The sequence below is a fragment of the Pseudomonas sp. ESBL9 genome (genome assembly GCF_036668715.1).
Lineage (GTDB): Bacteria > Pseudomonadota > Gammaproteobacteria > Pseudomonadales > Pseudomonadaceae > Aquipseudomonas > Aquipseudomonas lundensis.
Map to the genome: position 1 here is coordinate 46,049 of NZ_JAZEVV010000010.1, position 19,086 is coordinate 65,134.

At 53.5% G+C, this 19,086-nt stretch carries 15 protein-coding genes; 3 read left to right on the forward strand and 12 right to left on the reverse strand.

Annotated elements, in window-relative coordinates; all coding sequences use genetic code 11:
• Nucleotides 1-19 precede the first annotated feature (19 nt).
• The 9 genes from V6F78_RS21000 to V6F78_RS21040 all read right to left on the reverse strand — a co-directional run bounded on the left by V6F78_RS21000 (nucleotide 20) and on the right by V6F78_RS21040 (nucleotide 11,024).
• On the reverse strand, nucleotides 20-1,858 hold the full coding sequence (locus tag V6F78_RS21000) for a hypothetical protein (protein WP_332728149.1): 1,839 nt from the start codon (nucleotides 1,856-1,858) through the stop codon (nucleotides 20-22).
• A gap of 522 nt (nucleotides 1,859-2,380) precedes the next feature.
• Complete coding sequence (locus V6F78_RS21005) at nucleotides 2,381-4,054, reverse strand: recombinase family protein (RefSeq protein ID WP_332728150.1); 1,674 nt, start codon at nucleotides 4,052-4,054, stop codon at nucleotides 2,381-2,383.
• Between the two features lie 21 nt (nucleotides 4,055-4,075).
• Nucleotides 4,076-5,650 (reverse strand): transporter substrate-binding domain-containing protein, encoded by a 1,575-nt coding sequence (locus tag V6F78_RS21010; protein ID WP_332728197.1) that lies wholly within the window; start codon nucleotides 5,648-5,650, stop codon nucleotides 4,076-4,078.
• An 8-nt stretch (nucleotides 5,651-5,658) separates the two neighbouring features.
• Entirely contained in the window at nucleotides 5,659-6,285 is a 627-nt protein-coding gene (locus V6F78_RS21015) for a response regulator transcription factor (protein WP_047273956.1), read from the reverse strand.
• Nucleotides 6,286-6,654: 369 nt separating this feature from the next.
• Nucleotides 6,655-7,986: a deoxyguanosinetriphosphate triphosphohydrolase gene (locus V6F78_RS21020; RefSeq protein WP_314400044.1), complete on the reverse strand. Its 1,332-nt coding sequence runs from the start codon at nucleotides 7,984-7,986 to the stop codon at nucleotides 6,655-6,657.
• A gap of 144 nt (nucleotides 7,987-8,130) precedes the next feature.
• Nucleotides 8,131-8,472: a hypothetical protein gene (locus tag V6F78_RS21025; protein ID WP_332728153.1), complete on the reverse strand. Its 342-nt coding sequence runs from the start codon at nucleotides 8,470-8,472 to the stop codon at nucleotides 8,131-8,133.
• On the reverse strand, nucleotides 8,469-8,843 hold the full coding sequence (locus V6F78_RS21030; protein ID WP_047273962.1) for a phage holin family protein: 375 nt from the start codon (nucleotides 8,841-8,843) through the stop codon (nucleotides 8,469-8,471). Before V6F78_RS21030 ends, V6F78_RS21025 begins: the two co-directional genes overlap by 4 nt.
• Before the next feature lie 2 nt (nucleotides 8,844-8,845).
• Nucleotides 8,846-9,160, reverse strand: coding sequence for a DUF883 family protein (locus V6F78_RS21035; protein ID WP_047273963.1), 315 nt, complete (start codon nucleotides 9,158-9,160; stop codon nucleotides 8,846-8,848).
• A 127-nt stretch (nucleotides 9,161-9,287) separates the two neighbouring features.
• The gene (locus V6F78_RS21040; RefSeq protein ID WP_047293031.1) at nucleotides 9,288-11,024 is read right to left on the reverse strand and encodes a cation:proton antiporter; all 1,737 of its coding nucleotides are present in this window, start codon (nucleotides 11,022-11,024) and stop codon (nucleotides 9,288-9,290) included.
• A gap of 174 nt (nucleotides 11,025-11,198) precedes the next feature.
• Here V6F78_RS21040 and V6F78_RS21045 point away from each other — a divergent pair, with 174 nt between their 5' ends.
• On the forward strand, nucleotides 11,199-12,296 hold the full coding sequence (locus V6F78_RS21045) for an acyltransferase family protein (RefSeq protein WP_047293033.1): 1,098 nt from the start codon (nucleotides 11,199-11,201) through the stop codon (nucleotides 12,294-12,296).
• Between the two features lie 78 nt (nucleotides 12,297-12,374).
• Entirely contained in the window at nucleotides 12,375-12,611 is a 237-nt protein-coding gene (locus tag V6F78_RS21050) for a glutaredoxin family protein (protein WP_047293035.1), read from the forward strand.
• A gap of 85 nt (nucleotides 12,612-12,696) precedes the next feature.
• Here V6F78_RS21050 and V6F78_RS21055 read toward each other — a convergent pair whose 3' ends face one another.
• Nucleotides 12,697-16,962 (reverse strand): dermonecrotic toxin domain-containing protein, encoded by a 4,266-nt coding sequence (locus V6F78_RS21055; protein WP_332728157.1) that lies wholly within the window; start codon nucleotides 16,960-16,962, stop codon nucleotides 12,697-12,699.
• Nucleotides 16,963-17,162: 200 nt separating this feature from the next.
• Here V6F78_RS21055 and V6F78_RS21060 point away from each other — a divergent pair, with 200 nt between their 5' ends.
• Nucleotides 17,163-18,053: an RluA family pseudouridine synthase gene (locus V6F78_RS21060; RefSeq protein WP_047293039.1), complete on the forward strand. Its 891-nt coding sequence runs from the start codon at nucleotides 17,163-17,165 to the stop codon at nucleotides 18,051-18,053.
• Between the two features lie 73 nt (nucleotides 18,054-18,126).
• On the opposite strand, the gene V6F78_RS21065 is transcribed toward V6F78_RS21060, so the two are convergent.
• Nucleotides 18,127-18,348: a YgdI/YgdR family lipoprotein gene (locus tag V6F78_RS21065; RefSeq protein ID WP_047273975.1), complete on the reverse strand. Its 222-nt coding sequence runs from the start codon at nucleotides 18,346-18,348 to the stop codon at nucleotides 18,127-18,129.
• Between the two features lie 103 nt (nucleotides 18,349-18,451).
• Complete coding sequence (gene mobA / locus V6F78_RS21070; RefSeq protein WP_047293041.1) at nucleotides 18,452-19,021, reverse strand: molybdenum cofactor guanylyltransferase MobA; 570 nt, start codon at nucleotides 19,019-19,021, stop codon at nucleotides 18,452-18,454.
• Nucleotides 19,022-19,086: the final 65 nt, after the last annotated feature.

A 19,086-nucleotide genomic window follows, 5' to 3' on the forward strand; every position in this document is an offset into this window, starting at 1 on the left:
TAGGGGCTTTTTTTATGAGTTAGCTATATGGGTCATAAGGGTCTTGAAATGGGCTTGGTGGCTTGAGTTTTAGCAGTCTTCTCTTTCTGGCTTCTTTCGCCTGCAGGGCTTCCTCCTTGTCAAACTCAACAACTTGTTTTCTTGTGAACGTGTCGGATGCCAAAAGTTTCACTTTATCTGTAAATCCTAACTCCACTTTGGCATGGTCTAATCCTTGTTCTTTTAGTTGTTCCCCAACGTTAAATAGGTAATCCTTTCGTTTCTCTGAACCCAAGCGGCTTGCCATTTTATATGTGTTTTCTCTTAATCTCTTATAGAATTGCTCTGGATTTTCATCAAGCCTTTTGGCTTCAAGTATTCGATCAACCAGAATGTCAAATTTTTTGATTAATGGTTCAAGCTCTTCCTCGTAGACCTTAATCGCTTTTTCTAATACTGATTTTCTTTCGGTATCCTCTTCTATTTTCTTCCTTAGCTCGCGTAGTTCTTTGGTCATTTTTTCTTTGGTGGATTTGAAATTTATCTTTAGCTGTTCGGTTTTGTTCGTCTTCTCGGTTATGTCCTCGGACAGTATTTGCCTATGGTGGTCGAGCTTCGCATTTTCTTTTTGCTGCTCTGTGGCGTGCATCTCTAAGTTTTGGATTTTATTCTGGTATGTTGAAACAGTATTTTGAAGCTCGCTTATCGTGGTGTTAAGCGTGACGACATTCGTTTTTTGCTCGGTCAGCTCTTCTTTCTTCTGTGTAAGCTCCTGCTCAAGTTTCTCTACTTGTCTGGTGTAATAGTTATGGCTTCGCTCGCTCTTGGGCTTCTTGGCCTCCTGCTCAATCTTGCTTAGGAATTCTTTGTTATCCTTGGTTTTAGGTAGGAATTTGGCTTGTAAGCCATATGGAGCGGCTAAGCTGTTAAAGTGCTCGTAAAAGGCCGCCTGCATTACTTTTGACTTCCATGACTCGCGTTCTCGGATAAACCTATGGTTTTGCTTTTCTTCGCTACGGTAGGGAAGTTTGAAGTCTTCTAATGTTGGCGGTTCGGATATATTATCAAGGTGAGCTTTATTCTTCGCGTAGTATTGTGATGCGAATTCAAATTCTTGGGCTGAAAAATCATATTTTCCGGTCTTTGTGTTTTGAAGGTCAAGGAAGGCGTGAACGTGGTTGGTTGTCTCGTCCAAGTGGCTGAATGAAAAAAGCATCTTGTTGTTGGGGAAATTCTTTTGATAGAACTGGTGCATGGCTTTCTGCAAAAGGTCTGTGTATCCCTTTGTGATTGCCAATTTATTGGGTTCGGGGATCACAAGGATGATCTCCTTGACCCTGTTAACCGTCCTTGATACGGCTCTATCTGGTGCGTTCTGCTCGATCTCCTGCTTCTTGGTGGTGTAGTTCTCTAAAAGGTCGATCCTCTGGGCTACGCGGCTAATCTTGTGTTGATTTAATAGGGTGGCGTAGTTCTCGATTACCAACGTCCTTTCCCCCTCCATTACAGATGTGACATGTTCTTTTATCTCGGTTGGTTCGGTTGCGTTTATGAATTTGACCAGTTTAGATTTGAGTTTTCTCAGCTTTTCTTTTTCTGCTGCTATCTCGTCAGTCGCTTCTGTCGCTATGAGCTTGGTTTGTAGTTGGTCGTTGAAATCGGCCAGTAATTGCTCTGCCAATTCCCTTGTTAATATCTGTTCAAGACCACCTACAATGGCGACACTCGGGTGGTCTGGATTGGGATTGAATTCAAAGTCGTCATACTCATTTTGATCGAGCCTGAGCGAGTGTCTTAACGAACTATCTAACCCCTTCAGGTTGGAGTAGTTCCTATCTCTTTTTGTTAGCGTGATTGTTTGCAGGTTGGTGTCATTCATTACATACTCAGTAGTGGGTTGGTCTTTGCTCTTGGCTTTTGCTTCTGTCCTGCCGACTAGGCACCTGCGTTAACCGTCACATCTTTTGCGTAGCAAAAGTGGGATGGTTAACATAGCAGGTATGTTTCTAAGGGCTTCTTTGAAAACTTGAACCATATGCATATATTGAACCACATAAAAAATGTATATCAAGCATGATGGTGTGGGTGGTTTTGTATAGTGGTGTTGGTTGGGTATGTGCGTGCGGTGTAGTAATCTTTATTATAGTTATCTAGTGTATATGATATCTATATATAGATAACTAAAGACGTGTGTGGGTGCGTGCGTATACATGAGGCGTGTGCGGGGGAGTGCATTATGCGAGAGATTTTTTTAAAAAATTTTTTTTTGAAGAAAGTCAAAAGCTCTTCTGGTGATTAAGAGCGTGGTGCCTTTTGTTTTTGCTCTGGTTTTTAACGTGTAACGCCTTGGATTGTTAATGTGTAACCCCTCCAATTTTCGGTTTATTAGAGGGGCTTAATTTTATTTTATGATGTGGGAAAGGTCTGGTATTCCAAATGGCGTTAGTGGAGCTTTTTGTTTGAAAAATTGATGGGTATAAAGATTAAAGTCTTTTTCACCTTTTATACGAATGTCCATGCCGACGAGGTTTGTTTCTTTGTCAATTTTAACGTCGAAGGTGATTCCTCTGGTGATGAAAAATGTGTTGAGTTTCAATCGGCCTTCTTCTGTTTCGTATAGGGCTATTATGTCTTCGTAGGTGGTGATTTCGAGCGTTTCCGCTTCGATTGCTAACGTGCCTTCAAGTTTTTGGATCTCGCTTTCTAACACGGTGATCCGTGCTTCGCTATCGGCCACACGCCTGATAAATGTATTTGGAATTATTCCGTCAAACTGAGCTAGCGAAGCCTCTAACATCTCCAATGTGGATTTTTCGGTTGTTAGCTTGGCTTTCTTGGCTCGTATTTCTTCTTTTGGTGCCGAAGTATCACGAACGGAAAAGAAACGGCTGAATGCGTCGTTTACGGTGTCCATTTGCTTGTATTGGTCTTGGCTGAACCAAGTGAAGTCTTTTCGCTTCTTGTCTGTCCGCTCGTCAATGTAACGATTTTCCGATAATTGCCTAACGAAAGCGAGGAATGTGCCGAAAACAAGCTCAAATCTAATTCTGTTACTACATTCGCATACTCGTTCGGCTCTGTTAGAGCAAACAAGGTAGGCGTAGCGTTTTTTCTCGGTTCCTAATATTTGTAAGTTGAAAATCATCCCGCATTTATGTTCTTCGCATTGGATGCAGTGCCGGAAAATATTGTAATGGTGGGGTGTTCTACGTCCGTAATTTCGCCCATTTAATCGGGTTTTCATCGCAGCAACGGCTGCACTGAATTCTATTTCATCAATGATTTTTGGAAAATAATTGGGAACATAACGATCAAACGCTTTGGTGCCGTTCTCGTTGCGTCGTTGCAAACGTAGCACGCCAATTGGGCTTTTGCTGTTTATAAGTTGAAGGACTGCTGTTCTAGTCCAACGGCGTTTTGAATGTTTATTTACTTGCTTAACGCTCTCCAATACTCCAACGTGTTTGAGTAGGTCGAAAATCTGGCGAATTTCTTGGGCTTCATCTTCAACGATGATAAAAGATTGACTTTGTTCATCAAAGCGAAAGCCGTAGGGGCATCGTTTACCTATAACGTTGGTTTCTGCAGTGTCTCGCTTCTTTACCCACACGGATTTCAGGCGTTTGCTCTTGGTGTCGCTTTCTTCGTGTGCCCGTTTTGCGATTACACCTACTAGGATCAAGGTTTCGAGGTCGCGGCTTGGATCGTCGTAGGAATATGTCTTGTTGTCGAAAACGGTGTGTAGTCGCACGCCTTTTTTGAGAATTGATTGGATTAGATCAACGGAGTCGGTGAGTTTCTGGCGGGTTAGTCGGTCGATTGATTCGACAATGATGTAGTCGCCATGCTCAATTTCTCCACTCTCTATCCTGTCCAACAACCCTTTTAACTGGCCGATCCGGGCGTTTGCACCACGGAATGCACTGATCCCCTTGTCGATAACGGTTTCGACCACGGGGACGCCTGTGACCTCTGTAAATGCTTGGAGTGGGGTGGTTTGACGGTCGTGGCTGTCTCGGCCTTCTTCGCCTTGCAAGGCGGTTGACCATCTGACGTATGCGTATGCCTTGGGCATTGAATCGGCTCCGGGTAGGTTCTATCTCATTTTATTAGAAAATAGCTTACCGTGGTCATCAGGCGCAATGCTGAGCAGCGCTTTATCCAGAATGGAGCTCAGCTCGCTGGCATCACGGGCCGTCGCTAACGAGAACGTGGCTGGTTGGGTGCCAATGGTCGCGCTGATTTGTAACCGGTCCTGAAATAATTGAGACGCCAGCAGGTAGTTGGCAATGACCAGCGTGTTGACCGCCCCCTCAACTTTGCCTTCAGCCACGAGTTGTGTGGCCTGATAGATGTCATCTGTTTCAACCAGCGTAATGCCGGGGAATGCTTTACGAAGATAAGGGGTAAGTGGATTACCCAGCGTCAGTGCGAGACGTTTACCGGCCAGTTGTTCAAGATTTGAAGGGTGGTCGGGGCCTTTTTCAGTCACCAGAACAAATGAGTTTTCGAGATAGGGACGGCTGAAGTTGAGTTGGCCCTCCCTGGACTCCGAAGGGCTGATCGCTGAAATGATGTCGGTTTCGTGATGCTGGATCATGTCAATCATGTTGCCCAGGCTGCGGGTTCGCTGAATTTCGAAACGTAAGCCGGTTCGCAGTCGGATCATTTCCAGCAGATCTGCCGTAATGCCCCGAAAATTACCCTCCGCATCAAAAAAACTGAGGGGGGCCAGGGTTTCGTTGACCACGACTTTGACCGTGGGGTGTTTAGCCAGCCAGCGTTCCTCGCGCTCGGTCAATTGAAGTTTTTGGTCGGAGAGCAGGATGTCGCTGCCTGCGCTCCAGCGTTTGGCAATGCTTTCACGTTCGCTGTTGGGGATGGCCGCCAGCGTGGTATTGAGAATGTCCAGCAGCATGGGGTTGTCGCGGCGAACGGCAAAACTGAAACCATACGCTTCATGCTTGCTGAAGTTGGCCATTTTGATGTTCTTCAAATAGCCCTTGTTAATCATGTAGTGCGTTGAAATCGTATCCCCAAGAAATACGTCGGCCTGATCAAAGGCCACTGCATTTATTGCGTTCTGATAGGAAGGGTAGGACTGGACAATCGCCTTGGGATACAGCTTTTTGACATCCGCCAGTGGCAAATAGTGATAAACCATGCTCAGGCGCAGGCCTTGCAGACCTTGCGTCAGCGAACGATTTTCTCCTTCGCGGCTTACCAGCACAGGTTGGTCAACCGCGTAGGGAATGGACAGGACCAGGTCGGGGTTGGAGGCTTCGTAGCCATTTGAGGTGCCGAGCAAATCAATGGTGCCCTGCACGAGTGCATCAATCGCTTGTTCTCGGGTAGAGAAGCGTTGAACCCGGATAGAGACGTTGAGCGCCTTGGACAAAAGCCCTGTGTAATCGGCAGTAAGCCCTTCGTAATCCTGACCACTGGTGGTCATGTCAAAGGGCGGGTAGTCCGGCGATGAAATACCCACCCGCAATATGCGCTTTTCCTGCAACCAGGTACGTTGATTCTTATCGAGAAGCGCTTCCTGATAATAGATGCCCGAGCGGCTTAGCAATGAATAGTTGTCACGGCCGTTGGCCTGCACCAATACCGGCCAGCACAGAATGAAACCTGTGATCAGTGAAAGGAAGTGTATTAACCGCGTGGGCATCCTGTTTCTCACACTAAAGAATTGCGTTTGGCTAATTCGATAAGATCAACCAATGAATTCGCTTTTAGTTTTTGCATGAGTCTTTTCTTGTAAGTGCTCACGGTTTTGTTGCTTAGAAACATGCCTTTGGCTATTTCCTTGTTGGTCTTGCCCTGTGCAAATAACTGCAGAACCATCAGCTCCCGGTCGTTGACCGATTTGAATAATTCGATTTCTGAAGAATCCCCATCCTCGTGACGCTCGGGTGCCAGGGCCTGACTGGGGAAATAATTGTAGCCCGCGAAGACCGCTTTTATTGCACTGACAAGTTCACTCAGTTCTTCTTGTTTGCACACATACCCGGCAGCCCCGGATTGCATGCAGCGCATGGCAAAAAGGGTGGGGGATTGCGCTGTCAGGACCAGCGTTTTAAGGGTTGAGTTCATGGCGTTAAAGCGTGCAAGCACTTCCAGTCCGTCGAGTTTCGGGATGCTGATGTCGAGAATGATCAAATCGGGAACACACTCGCGCACCATTTGCATTGCATCCACGCCGTTGTCGGTTTCGCCGACTATTTCATACCCTTCATGTTCTAACAACATACGAATCGCGAGCCGGATAACCGGATGGTCGTCGACAATAAAAACGGTGGTCATAGTTAATTCCTGTTAAGCACGGTATAGAAAGCGCGCACCATAGCTCAGTTATAGGAGTGGGCACACGAACCCTTTGGCCTACAAACGTAGTATGGGAAAATTCCTACGCAAATTAAGGCGCGAGAGTACGGTTAGTTGAATAGGCGAAGAGCCGGTTGTTGAAGGGATTGGCTGTTTCTTGGCTTGAATGTTTGGGGTTTAAAGCAGTTATTTAGTGCGATGAAGGAAAAGTACTACATACTGTTGGGATATTTGGTTGTTGTGTTTATTTGTATTGTTTTAATTCTTTGGCGTTAAACGCCATTTTCTGACAGGGCTATACAGGGCTCATCCGTTATCGGGATGAGCCGTGTATAGAAAAGCAGGGGCTCAGACGGGGCTTGAGCGGCCGGTCATTTCTCGGGCCATTTCTGTGGCGTAGCTGTCGGTCATGCCAGCGATAAAGTCGATGATGCGCATGAATGAACGATGCAGTGGCCAGTGAGGGGCTGGCGCGTTATTACCCAGCAGATCGAGGATGCGACGGCTCTTGAAAGAGGGCGTACGCCCTTTGTGCTGCTCCAGGGCCGCCCCGCAAAAGGCATTCAGCAAGATCTCCAGCGTCGTGTAGGCGCCAATCTCATGCAGGGTTTTGCGTTTGTCCTGGAAGATCTTTTGCCGAGCCATGTTTTTGGCATCCAGCACGCAACGCTTTGCCGGGCCGTGCATGTGCTCGACCAAATCACCCGATAACGTGCCTTCAAGCAACGCATCCTGCTGCTCGACAAACGTGCGCGCCGCGGCATTGGTCAGGTGTTCGATGGCTTTGCCGCGCAAAATGGCGAGCTTGCGCCGCTCTGAGTCTTTGGGCCCGAGCTGTCGATACGTTTGCGGTAAATCATCGCCTACCAGGCCCAGCAGCAAGGCTTCCACTTCGTGGTAGGCCAGCAAGTCCATTTCCAGACCGTCTTCCAGGTCAATCAAGGCGTAGCAGATATCGTCGGCTGCCTCCATCAGGTACACCAATGGATGGCGAGCCCAGCGCTCGTCTTCAAGTTGCGGGAGGCCCAGTTTCTGAGCGATCCCTTGAAGCAGGGGCAGCTCGCTCTGATAGCAGCCGAACTTGTGTTTTTTATAACCCAGCGAGTCCGCATGCCGTGCTGTCCACGGGTATTTGAGGAAGGTGCCCAGCGTGGCGTGGGTCAGGCGGGTGCCACCGTCGAACTGGTGATACTCCAGCTGCGTAAGCACCCTGAAGCCTTGTGCATTGCCTTCAAAGCTCAGGAAGTCCCGACGCTCGGCTTCACTCATGTCGTCCAGCCAGCCGCGGTCTGCGGCCTGTTGGAACCAGTTGCGAATCGCGTCTTCACCCGAGTGGCCGAACGGAGGATTGCCGATGTCATGGGCCAGGCAGGCCGATTGCACCACCATCCCCAGGTCGGCGGGGTCACACCAGTCGGGCAGGACGCTGCGCAAGGTTTCGCCCACCCGCATGCCCAGGGAACGGCCCACGCAGCTGACTTCCAGGGAATGGGTCAGGCGTGTGTGAATGTGATCGTTGCTGGTGACGGGATGAACCTGCGTCTTGCGGCCCAAGCGTCGGAAGGCGCCCGAGAAAATGATGCGGTCATGATCTTTATGGAATGGGCTGCGCCCGAGTTCTTCAGGGCTGTGATGGGGTTTTCCGAGGCGTTCGCGATTAAGTAGGGTCTGCCAATCCAAGGCGCGGTGCTCCGTCAGTGAGTAGGGGTTCAGCTTCTCGCTTCACGCAGGAGGGTGCAAGGGGGATCAGGTTTCAGAATGAACAGACGCAGTGGGCAGGCGAGTGTTGCTTCGCTGCCCTCTGCGCCGATCATGTGGACACGTTCAAGGCTTGCGGGCTGTGCTCTGAATCACCAGTTTGATCAAGGGCAACAGACCTGTTGTCAGGCCGATCAGGCGAGACAGGCGGCCGGTGCCCTTGGTGCGGGCGCCTTTGCCCGTCAGAAACCCGAGCAGCGTGACCGCCCCGACACCCCAAAGCGGAGCGTGCTTGATGCCCAGGCTTTCTTGCCAGTTGCTCGTCATCCCGCGCATTTTCTGCAAGGGCTGTAGCATCTGCTGCGTTTCGTGGCGGATCTCCTGGCGGTGCATTTCCATCCGCAAGCGGATCAACACCTTGCGCATCTCGCGACGCGACGCTTTGGGCGGCATTTCAGGCAGGTTCATGGCAACAAACGCTCGCGGTCTTTGGCCAGCTCTTCAAGCGTGGCGTTGAAAGGAGAGGACTCATCGAACACGGCCGCTTTGAGTCGCAGGCCACAGTAGATGGCGGCCAGGGTGTAGAACACGCACAGCCCGATGATGCCGGCCAGACGATAGCTGTCCCAGACCAGAATCAGCACCAGTGCCGACAACCCGATCAGCAGCAACAGCCCGAATACCAAGGCCAGCCCGGCAAACAGCAACAGGCTGACCGTACGGGCTTTCTGTTCTTGCAGCTCAATGCCCAGCAACTCGACATGGCTGTGCAACAGGCCGAGAAAGGCGGCACCCAGGCGCCGCGGTGAGGAACGAGGGGAGCCGGATTCGTCAGTCATATTCAGCGCCGCGTAGCCAGCAGACCAATCAGAAAGCCAACGCCCGCCGCGATACCGACCGATTGCCAAGGGTTGGCCTGCACGTAATCTTCAGTGGCCACCACCGCAGCCTGACCGCGTTCTTGCAGTGACTCCTTGGTTTCTTCAAGGGATTCACGGGCTTTGAGCAAGCTGTCCTTGATCTGTGCACGCAGTTCGTCTGCCTGATCCCCCGCCAGCGAGGCGGTGTGTTCCAGCAGGCGTTCGGTGTCGGCAACCAGTGTCTGGAAGTCAGCCATCAAAATCTCTTGAGCATTTTTTGCTGTAGTGCGGGCCATGATGATCTCCGTGAGTGGCTTCTTGATGGTTCAGAGTGTAGGCAGTGAATGAAGGTTCACTGAAATTCTCGTGTCGGGCAGGCCCTGGAGCCGTTACCCGTGCGTTGTGACAAAACCTTACCTTAAATTACTCGCCTTCGCGGTTGAAGCCTGGCGTTTCGCGCGCGTCGGCGTTTTCCAGGCACCCGTCCAGCAAGTGGTAACGGTTGTGCCGGACTTCGTCTACGCGGTGTCGAACGGCGCGTTCCGGGATGCCCAGCAGAATCAGCGCATGGGAGGCCAGCATCAGGCTCGACTCCAGCAATTCGGGCACCACTTCGGTTGCCCCGGCAGCCTTGAGCTCGACCAACAGGCTATCGTCGCGGGTGCGCACCAGTATCGGCACATCAATCGTGATCAGGCGCGCCTCTTTGAGCACGCACATGGCCACATCCGTGTCGTCGACCGCAATCACCAGCAGGCGCGCGCGGTCCAGGCCCACGGCGCGTAACAGGTCGCCGCGCCGGGCGTCGCCGTAATGCACGCAACTCTCGACCTTGGCGGCCTCCTGAATGCGTTCAGGATCATAGTCCAGCGCCACGAAATCATGGTGCTCACTGCGCAAGAACCGCCCGATGGACTGACCGACGCGACCATAGCCGCACATCACCACATGCCCGTGCAATTCGGCGTTCTGCGCCGCGATCTCTTCCAGCTCGGCTTCTTCGTACGACTTGCGATGCAAGCGTGCGGCAATTTGTGGCGCCGCGCGCAGCAGCAAAGGCGTCAGCAGCATGGAGCAGAACGTGGCGGCCAGCAGGTAACTGGCCATTTCGGGCGGGATCAAGGCATTGCTTTGCATTTGCGCCATCAGCGCGAAACAAAATTCGCCGCCTTGTGCCAGCGCCAGGCCGCTGCGCCACGCGGTCTCGCCCTCGCTGCCGCGCAGCTTGACCAACAGCGCCACAACGCCGCCCTTGATTAACAGCAAGGCCAGGGTCAGGCCCAGGATCAGAAAACCGTCGTGCACGAACAGTTGCAGGTCGATGAGCATGCCGATACTGACGAAGAACAGCCCCAGCAAGATGTCGCGAAACGGGCGGATGTCGGCTTCGATCTGATGGCGGTAATGGCTTTCCCCCAACAGCATCCCGGCCAGGAATGCCCCGAGGGCAGGCGATAGGCCCAACAAGTGCGTGAGCCAAGCGGTCAGCAGCACAATGACCAGCGCCAGCAGCACAAAAAGCTCCGCCGAGCGCGAGGCTGCCACTTCATGGAACAGGCGCGGCAGCAGAAAACGGCTGGCCAGTAACAGGCCCACGAACAGAATCACGGTTTTGCCCAGCGTGATCGGCAGTGCCCAGTACCAGGCCTGATCGCTGCTCCCGGCAAATACCGGCACCAGCGTCAGCAACAGCACCGCGACCACGTCTTGAAACAACAAGACGCCAATGGCGTTCTGCCCATGGCGGCTGAAGATTTCACCCAGGCTGGTGAGCTCCTTGCTGACAATGGCCGTGGACGACAGGGCGAGCCCGGCGCCCAGCAAGAACGCGGCGTTCAGGCTCATGCCAAATGCATACAACAGCGCCCCTAGCACCAGCGAGGTGCACAGCACCTGCAAGCTGCCCAACCCGAACACCACCTTGCGCAGCGCCAGCATCTTGGGCAACGAAAACTCCAGCCCCAAGGAAAACAGCAGGAACACCACCCCCAGCTCGGCCAGGTCGGGCAGGTTCGGGCTGTCGTTGATCCAGTCCAGCGCGGTAGGCCCGACAAACAGGCCCACGCACAAATAGCCCAGTACCGGCGGCAGTTTCAATCGCCTGAAAAAGGCGATCACCACCAGCGAAGAGGCGAGGATGATCAATAAATTGGCAAACACAAGAGTCTTCCCTGTCAGTTCAAATAAAAAAAGTCGCGAGCATCCAGCAAATAGAAGGGGCCGGCGCTGATGTGCATCATTGTTTGACGGCAAAATTCCAAAATGACGGTCCTTCGCTATGCTCAGAACCAGTTGCTAAATGGATGCAAGACAAGCGTAGTCGTCAGGAGCGTTATGGAACGTCTGTATTCCCTGCAAGGCTTGAGAGGCGCTGCCGTTCTGGGGGTGGTGTTATTTCACATGGCGTCGGTGGAGGCGAAGTATTCCGGTGGCGATCTGTTATTGCCAGCGCTGGTGAATTTTTTTCAGCTGGGGGTCGACCTTTTTTTCGTCATCAGCGGCTTTGTCATGGTCATCGTGACCCGTGGGCGCTTTCAAAACGCCGTGCAAACCCGGCGCTTTGTGTTCAATCGACTGTCGCGCATCTACCCCAACTACTGGTTGTACTTCTTCATTACGCTCGGCGTGACCCTGGCGATGCCGGGGGTGGTGAACACCTCACACGGCAGTTCGAACCTGCTGATGTCGTTTTTGCTGTTGCCCAATGACCGCGTCTTGCTGGTCATGGTGGCCTGGTCACTGGTGTTTGAACTCTGGTTTTACCTGGTCTTCACCGGACTGCTGTTTTTCAGGGAAAAACACCTGCCGGTGTTGCTCGCGCTATGGGCGATCGGGCTGGTTGCCTTCAACGGGCTGGCCAATTGGCAAGACTTCAATCCGGCATTGAAAATCATGCTTCACCCCTATGCGCTGGAGTTCATTGCGGGCAGCGCACTGGCGTTATTTTTTTACAGCAAGCACAGCGCCAAGGTCCCGACCGCTTGGGTGTGGACGACGTTGCTGATCGCACTGCTGGCGGGTTTCCCGCTGATTTACGGGTACAAGCTGTTCTTTGCCGAAGGGCTGGTGCGCATGCTGTCAGTAGGGCTGGTGTTCGGCGCCGTCGTGGGCTCGCTGGCGCTGCTGGAACGCCGCAAGTTGATTCGCGTGCCCGCGTTTCTGGTTTTTACCGGCGATATGTCCTACACCATTTACCTGTCGCATTTGTTGGTGTTGGGGGTGATCGGTCATCTTTGGCAACGGGTCGGGGCGTGGCCTGACAGTCCGTGGGACAACGCGCTGTTTCTGCTGCTCATGATGGCCGCCGTGCTGTGTTACGGGGCGCTGGCCTATCGTTTCTTCGAGAAACCGGTACTGGATTGGGCCACGGCCTATTGTGCTCGCACGTTCGCCGTCAGCCCCCGGCGCCCGCAGACCGACTCGGCCAAGTGACTGGCGGCGCCGGATTCGGGTCGACGACAAAGGGTGAGGCTCCTAGAATGAACGCCTATTTTTCTCAGGTCGTGAATTATGCCTTCCGAATGTCAACTGTTCGGCACGCTGGGTTGTCATCTGTGTGAACTCGCTGAAGCAGAAGTCATGCCGCTGGTCGAACACGGTTTACTGGTCGAACTGATCGATATTGCCGACAGCGAGGCACTGTTTGAAGCCTACGGGTTGCGCATTCCTGTCCTGCGTCGCGTGGACACGGGCGCCGAGTTGGGTTGGCCATTCGATACCGAACAGATTGTGGCGTTTCTGCGGTAGGTCGACGTCCAACCGCTGATGCACCGCCCCATGCTGATCGAATGGCTCGGCATGGCGCAGCGCAGCAGGGGTTCACGCCGCTGTGTCAGGCCCTATAGATGAACCCGGTCGGCACGTCGCTGAGCGGGGCAACTTGAACCCCGCCCAGGAACGTCAACAACTTGCCTTCCTGTTTGGCTGTCTTCAGCGCCATGGAAAGCGGCGACAGAGGATTGCGCCGGATAAAGTCGTCGACCGATTCCGTCAGCGGTTTGGCCAGTGAAATCTGTGGCGTGTCAACACGGTGTAGTTGCAGGTAGTTAATGGTGCTGGCGCCTTTGCGGCGGAAAACCAGCTCAGTCGCACTGGTGACGTCGGGATAGATCTCGAACCCCAAGCGTTCCAGCAGGCCCCTCATCATTTTGTTCAACCCTAACGGCTCCGTGAGCAGCAGCCGTTCGCTGGCCAGCAAGACCAGATCGAGCTGGTTGAAAAATGCCCGGCGGGCCAGTTGCCCCATGGTGAACGTTTTGTTACCGATGCCTGTTCCCTGTGCCAACAGCGCGAGTGGGTCACCTAGGTGAATGTTGTCGGGCACCGCTTGTCCTGCTCGCCACCCATGCAAGGTGTTGTTGATGTTTCTCATGCGGGCAGGGGTCAAGTCCGTGCTTGAAGCATCGGCCATACGATAGAGTTTTTTGGCCAGTGCACTGCGTGATGCAGGTGTTAATGCAGGTAGAAGGGAGCCGACAAACTGGGCGAGGGACTTGTGGAAAAATGGCGGGAATACAGTCCATGCTCCGTCAGTGAAGACGGCCATCCGGGGCTGTAAAAAGGGACTTTCATGGATGCGCAAGCCTAATTGCTCGTAGCTATTACATGGCTTGTCCGGGTATTTGATAAATACACGATTGCCTTGGGCGAGGTTGCCTTGCGGCAATATTTCGTAATAGAGCCCGTCTATGTTGATGACCCGATGAGTGCCCAGCGCGTCGGTAACTTTTGAAATGGGTGGATTGATGCTCTGGGGTTTTAATTGAGCCTCATTAAACGTTTTGCCCCAGCGCTTCCAGCTTGTGCTGTTTAGAGGCTCAACGACTGCCGTGGTGGTTGAGAATACGGGCTGTTTGGTTTTTTTTACCGGTAAATCCTCTGACGCAGCGGGCAGGGTGCGTTTGTTGCTCAAGCGCACGTTGGCACCGGAACTTGCAGCCTGCGCCCGTGCGGCGGCTTCACCCAGGCCCGGTTTGAGGTACTGTCGCGACCAGATGGGAAACTCGTGATGTTTGACCAAGTATTCCGCCAGATCCAGCTCCAGGCGACTTTGGTTGGCGTGCGGAAAATCAAATTGGTCCAGTAATTTTCGGGCTTCTCTGAAACTGAAGTTCGGAAATGCGACCCTCACGCGAAAGGGTGCCAGAGTCGATTTCATACCGCCGCGCAAACCCGCCTGCGGATGTTCGATGCGCCATACGCCTGCACTGTCGCGTGCAATAGGGGAGCGATACCAGGCTTGCGGATTACGCATATCCATCACGCGCCATGTGCTCAAGCGCGAATCGTATATAACTTGAAACCAGTGCTGCTCTTGATGAATGAAAAACTGCGAAGTCTCACTGCGTGAAATTATTTTTTCATAGACACCCTGGTAGATCCCATCGGTGCGCAAGGTCAGGTCGGACACGCTTTGGGTGAAACGCCATTTCGAATCAAGCGCCGGAGCGGGTGTTGCAACCGTCTTTGAGGCCCTGACAATGCCCACACCAATATCGATACCAGCGTCCACCCAGTGCGAAATCATGCCCACCCAATGGGCGATGGCTTCACGCTGGCTGTCGCGCTTGAGCGCGTCGATGAAATTCCACAGCGACATCAAACTGCGTCCCAGCGCAATGGGCGCGGTCACTTTGAGCGGCAACACTGCGGTCACGACATCCACTGTTGTTTCAATGCTGTTCCAAACAGTGAGCTGGTTCACTTCGGAGGTTGAATTGCTCAGTGCATCTGCATTGGCTAATGCGTGGCGAGCTTCTGCAAGGCACGCCTGTTCGATAAAGTTTCCAGTAACGGGTAACAGTTTCGCATCCGGTGCCCTCAACCCTTTGTTGAGTAGTCGGCGCACACGATCCTGATGACTGTGGCTGACGCGCGAAACGAAATAGTCGTTCAACTGCGGGTTGGTCAGAAATTTTTTAGCCAGATGCTGACGGCTTACGTACTCACGGAAACGCTTGCCGTCCGGGGCTGACGGGGTGTAAACCACGAGAGATTGGACGGCAAAATGCGGGTGAGGCGCAAGAAGGTCGAGCATCAGTGCAGGATCTTCTTTTTCCACATCCGGTGGCGTGCCAAAGATCAACACACCGCGCACGGTGGCTTCACTAATCAACAGTTGAAAAACTTTAATCGTATGCCCTTCCACCACTGCCGGGATCGACGGTGAAGAGGCTTCATTGAATGCCGCTTCAACCCATCGATAACCCCGAGCCAGCCGATCAGGGAAGAAGTCCCCGGTTATTTTGGCCTCCAGGGCATCCACACGCAGTTGCGCAAGCATCAGTTGCATGGCGGACTCTCGTCGCGCTACAGCTTTTGGAGAGTCGATGAGTGTGTCTTTGAGGAAAGCTTCATAGTTATCGCCAATATTGACGGTTCGAATGATGGTTTTTATCTGCCCTGCCGTCAGTGGTGACGATGATGTGTCGTCGCTGGTAAGGGTTGTCACGCGGGCCGTCAGTGCATAGTCAATATCAAATTTACTGACATTCTCCAACGCCAGTTCAGTCATGGTTCGGGTGGTACTGGCCAGTTGGATAGTCGGCCCGGTGCGTGAAAGACTGTTGGCGGCGGTGTAGGACGAGGGCGCCCAGCCCGTCAACGGGATAACAGGCCCCGATCCTCGCTCGGCGGCAGTGACCGTAATCAGGAGGGTATCCGGGTCAACGTTCAATCCATATTCGACCTGGATATGCTGGCGTATTTGTTCACGTGCATAACGCAGCAGGAACGGTCGGTCGCCAAATTGAGCTGGAGAGGGCGCGCCATTTTCATTGGCGATCAGGCTCATCAATTGATAGTGCTCAGACGCATCAAGCCAGGCCTGGCGGTCAACGCTCGTGGCTTTAAGCAGCCAGTCGCGTGCCGTTTTGGCAATACGTTTGACAGATCGCGCATTGAGGGCATTGGCCTGTTTGAAGCGGTGCGCATAATCGACGGCATGCGCCAGCCCTTCTTTAATGGCTTGCGTGGAGTGGTTAGCCGAATTGAGCAGCAGATGAATGATGTTCTGCTCACGCTGGTCGTCATGCGCAGTCAATACATGCTCAAACAATGAGACCTGAATTTCACTGAATAGCACCTCAAGCGATGAGGTCACGCCTTTATCCCACGTCTCGATGCGGTTTAGATCCTGCGTTGAAAGCAGTTCAAGCATCGATTCGAACTCCGAAGGGCTGCGCCAGCGTCGTTCAATTTCAGTGTGCAATGCCTGTAACGATTCAAAACCCTCCAAGCCACCTGAGGGTGTGTACAGCACCGCCTTGCCTGCATCGGCAGTCGAACGGATGTGCACCGCAGCTGTTTTTTCCGGAATCGAATACGCGCCCTGTTCGTTGTCCGCGCCGGTGCCATCACGGGCCGTGATGACAAATGCACCGGTCAAATTAGCCTGATCAGGTTCATCAGGTGTTTTTAGCGCCAAGGCGTAGACGGCCGGGCGCGAGAAAGCAGTCAGCGCTGCGCGGGCCGCGAGGGTTGGGTAGCGCACCACCTGATTGACCAGCACGATGTGCTCAGGCGTCAGTGTGCTGTCGAAAGACAGCAATTGAGACTCGGCCTCCAGCAATGCGCTGAGCTTGTCCAGCAACCAGGCCTTTCTGGAAAGGGCACCGGTGAGCGGGGTCCGGGATTGCCAGAACTCGGTTGTCTGTTGCGAAAAATAGCTGCGCACGTGCTGGCGAGCGTCCGCGACAAAGGTTTCAAAAAGGCCTGCATCAAGACCTGTGGCAGGCTCGGCGTTAATCATGCCCACAGTGGTCCGGTTTTGCGGGTAATGGGGGTAAATCCCCGTCCGAAAGGTATCCAGTACCGTATCCATGACGCTCAGGGGTTGCGAGCTATCTGCGGTCGAAACCGGATGGGTGGGTTTGATCTCAACCAGCAGGTGCTCAGGATTCAGCGCGCCTGACGCGTCAGGAAAACGGGTTTTCAATTGGTTTTGCAGGACTGATTCGAGGGTAGGTTGATCCGCCAATACCGTTTGAATTGCTGTATCCAGCTCGGTCCAGGTCTGGATGAGTTGCTTTTCGGCATCGGGGCTTGCCATTACCAGTTCGGCGCTCAAGGCATCCGATAGATGAAACACATCACTCATAGAGATAACTCACCAATAGTCAGGTAGTGCGGCCCTGGCTTGAGTCCAGCCAAGCGCCGGTAAGCGATTAAGAGGTGAGCAGTGTGTACCGGTGTGTGCGCGCAAAATGGCTACATATATAGGGCAACGGACGATTGATGGTTCCTTGGGCTGGGACTGTGGGCGATAATCCCCGGCTGCATTTCACTGCCGAGTTCACTATGTCGCCCCCCGCGTTCAATGCCGCCGAGCACCAAGCCAGCACCCTGTATCTGCCGCCGGGCGAATGGTCGACCGTGCTGGATTGTTTGTGTGATCACTTTCGTGCGATCAGCCGTGAGCAGTGGCTGGACCGCATGGCCCGTGGGCGGGTGCTGGGCGCCGACGGTCGGCCAGTGGGCCCGCAACTGGCGTATAAGGAAGGCCTGCGGATTCACTATTTTCGTGAAGTGCCCAACGAAACGCCGATCCCCGTGCAAGAGACCATCCTTTATGCCGATGAGCATTTGGTCGTCGCCGATAAACCGCACTTTTTGCCCGTCACCCCGGCAGGTGAATACGTCGAGCAAACCTTGCTGCGGCGGCTGATTCGCACCTTGGGCAATCCGAATCTGGTGCCCTTGCACCGCATTGACCGGCACACCGCCGGGCTGGTGCTGTTCTCGGCCAACCCGGCGAGTCGCTCGGCGTATCAATCGCTGTTCCCCACTCGCCAAATCGACAAACACTACGAAGCCATTGCGCCAGCGTTGCCGGATCTGCCGCTCCCCCGCGTGCATAAAAGTCGTTTGATCGAGGGCGAACCGTTCTTCCGTATGCAGGAAGGGCCGGGTGCCAGCAACACCGAGACCCACGTCAGTGTGATCGAGAAAAATGGTGACCTGTGGCGTTACGGGTTATCGCCGGTGACCGGCAAGAAGCATCAATTGCGCGTGCACATGGCGGCGCTGGGGGCCGGGATTTGCAACGACCCGTTTTACCCGCAGGTGATCAAGGATGCGGTGGATGACTACGCCAATCCGTTGAAACTGCTGGCCAAAACGTTGCGTTTTATCGATCCGGTGACAGGCCAGGCGCGTTATTTCGAGAGCCGGATCAAGCTGGACTGGTAGGCAACACACAACCGACGGCGGGCCAGAAACAACAAAACCCGCACCAGGCGGGTTTTGTTTTAACGCATGAAACTTACAGCTCTTTAACGGTACGCACCTGATCTTTGTTGATGCGGGTTTCTTTACCGTCCAATTGTTTGAACTGGTAGAAGCCCGAATCTTCATCGTACTTAGGCGTGTCGGTTGCCTGGATTTCACGACCGTCGTTGAGCGTGATCACGGTTGGCGAAGCACAGCCAGCAAGGGCGGCCAGGCCAGCAGTGAGCATGAGAGCGGCGAGAGTCCGATGAGTCATGGTGTTTCTCCAACAAATGAATGTGCTTTATAGGTAACTGACCCTGAGACGTATACATCGTCAGCAAGTTCCCTGACGAGTGGCGCAAGGATAGCTATTGCGTTTATTTGAGTAAATCCGGGGTATTAACGTTGAGCAGCCGCGGATCATTGTCGGCGCATTTGCAGGCCTGTGCATTGAGCTCAAGCATGATTTTGCGCGGGCTGCGCTCGCCGTTTTCCCAGGCCGTATCAAACACGCCGCGGTGTTGCACGGGGATCACGCAGAGCAACGGCTCCCAGTGTTCGCCCTGACGCACCATGACCGGTCGGGCAGGCTGCTGAGCGGCGGTGTCGAGCAACCGGGCGATCAGTGCGGCGTCGATCTGCGGTACGTCACAAGGCAGCACCAGCAAATGGGTATGCCGTGCGGCCGCCAGCCCGGCGCGGATACCGGCCAATGGCCCCTCGAAGTCGTCGTTGCCATCGCTGACCCATTGATCGGCCAAGGCCGCGTAACGCTCGCGGTTGCGGTTACAGGAAATAATCAGGTCATCGGTGAAAGGCCGTACCACGTTCACGGCATGGGCAATCAGCGGCTGCCCCTGCCACTGCACCAGCCCTTTATCGTGCCCGCCCATGCGCTGGCCGCGTCCGCCCGCCAGTAACAGGATGGAGCAGGGGAACCGGTTCATGAATTGACTCCGCGCAGTCAGGCAAAAGAAGGGCTGTGATATAACACCGGGCTGTTCTTCCTACA

Coding starts and splice junctions, on each gene's coding strand:
- V6F78_RS21030 (WP_047273962.1), bottom strand. CDS start 8,843: ATGACTGACGAATCCGGCTCCCCTCGTTCCTCACCGCGGCGCCTGGGT.
- V6F78_RS21005 (WP_332728150.1), bottom strand. CDS start 4,054: ATGCCCAAGGCATACGCATACGTCAGATGGTCAACCGCCTTGCAAGGC.
- V6F78_RS21015 (WP_047273956.1), bottom strand. CDS start 6,285: ATGACCACCGTTTTTATTGTCGACGACCATCCGGTTATCCGGCTCGCG.
- V6F78_RS21065 (WP_047273975.1), bottom strand. CDS start 18,348: ATGACTCATCGGACTCTCGCCGCTCTCATGCTCACTGCTGGCCTGGCC.
- V6F78_RS21050 (WP_047293035.1), top strand. CDS start 12,375: ATGCCTTCCGAATGTCAACTGTTCGGCACGCTGGGTTGTCATCTGTGT.
- V6F78_RS21060 (WP_047293039.1), top strand. CDS start 17,163: ATGTCGCCCCCCGCGTTCAATGCCGCCGAGCACCAAGCCAGCACCCTG.
- V6F78_RS21035 (WP_047273963.1), bottom strand. CDS start 9,160: ATGGCCCGCACTACAGCAAAAAATGCTCAAGAGATTTTGATGGCTGAC.
- V6F78_RS21025 (WP_332728153.1), bottom strand. CDS start 8,472: ATGAACCTGCCTGAAATGCCGCCCAAAGCGTCGCGTCGCGAGATGCGC.
- V6F78_RS21045 (WP_047293033.1), top strand. CDS start 11,199: ATGGAACGTCTGTATTCCCTGCAAGGCTTGAGAGGCGCTGCCGTTCTG.
- V6F78_RS21000 (WP_332728149.1), bottom strand. CDS start 1,858: ATGAATGACACCAACCTGCAAACAATCACGCTAACAAAAAGAGATAGG.
- V6F78_RS21055 (WP_332728157.1), bottom strand. CDS start 16,962: ATGAGTGATGTGTTTCATCTATCGGATGCCTTGAGCGCCGAACTGGTA.
- V6F78_RS21010 (WP_332728197.1), bottom strand. CDS start 5,650: ATGCCCACGCGGTTAATACACTTCCTTTCACTGATCACAGGTTTCATT.
- mobA (WP_047293041.1), bottom strand. CDS start 19,021: ATGAACCGGTTCCCCTGCTCCATCCTGTTACTGGCGGGCGGACGCGGC.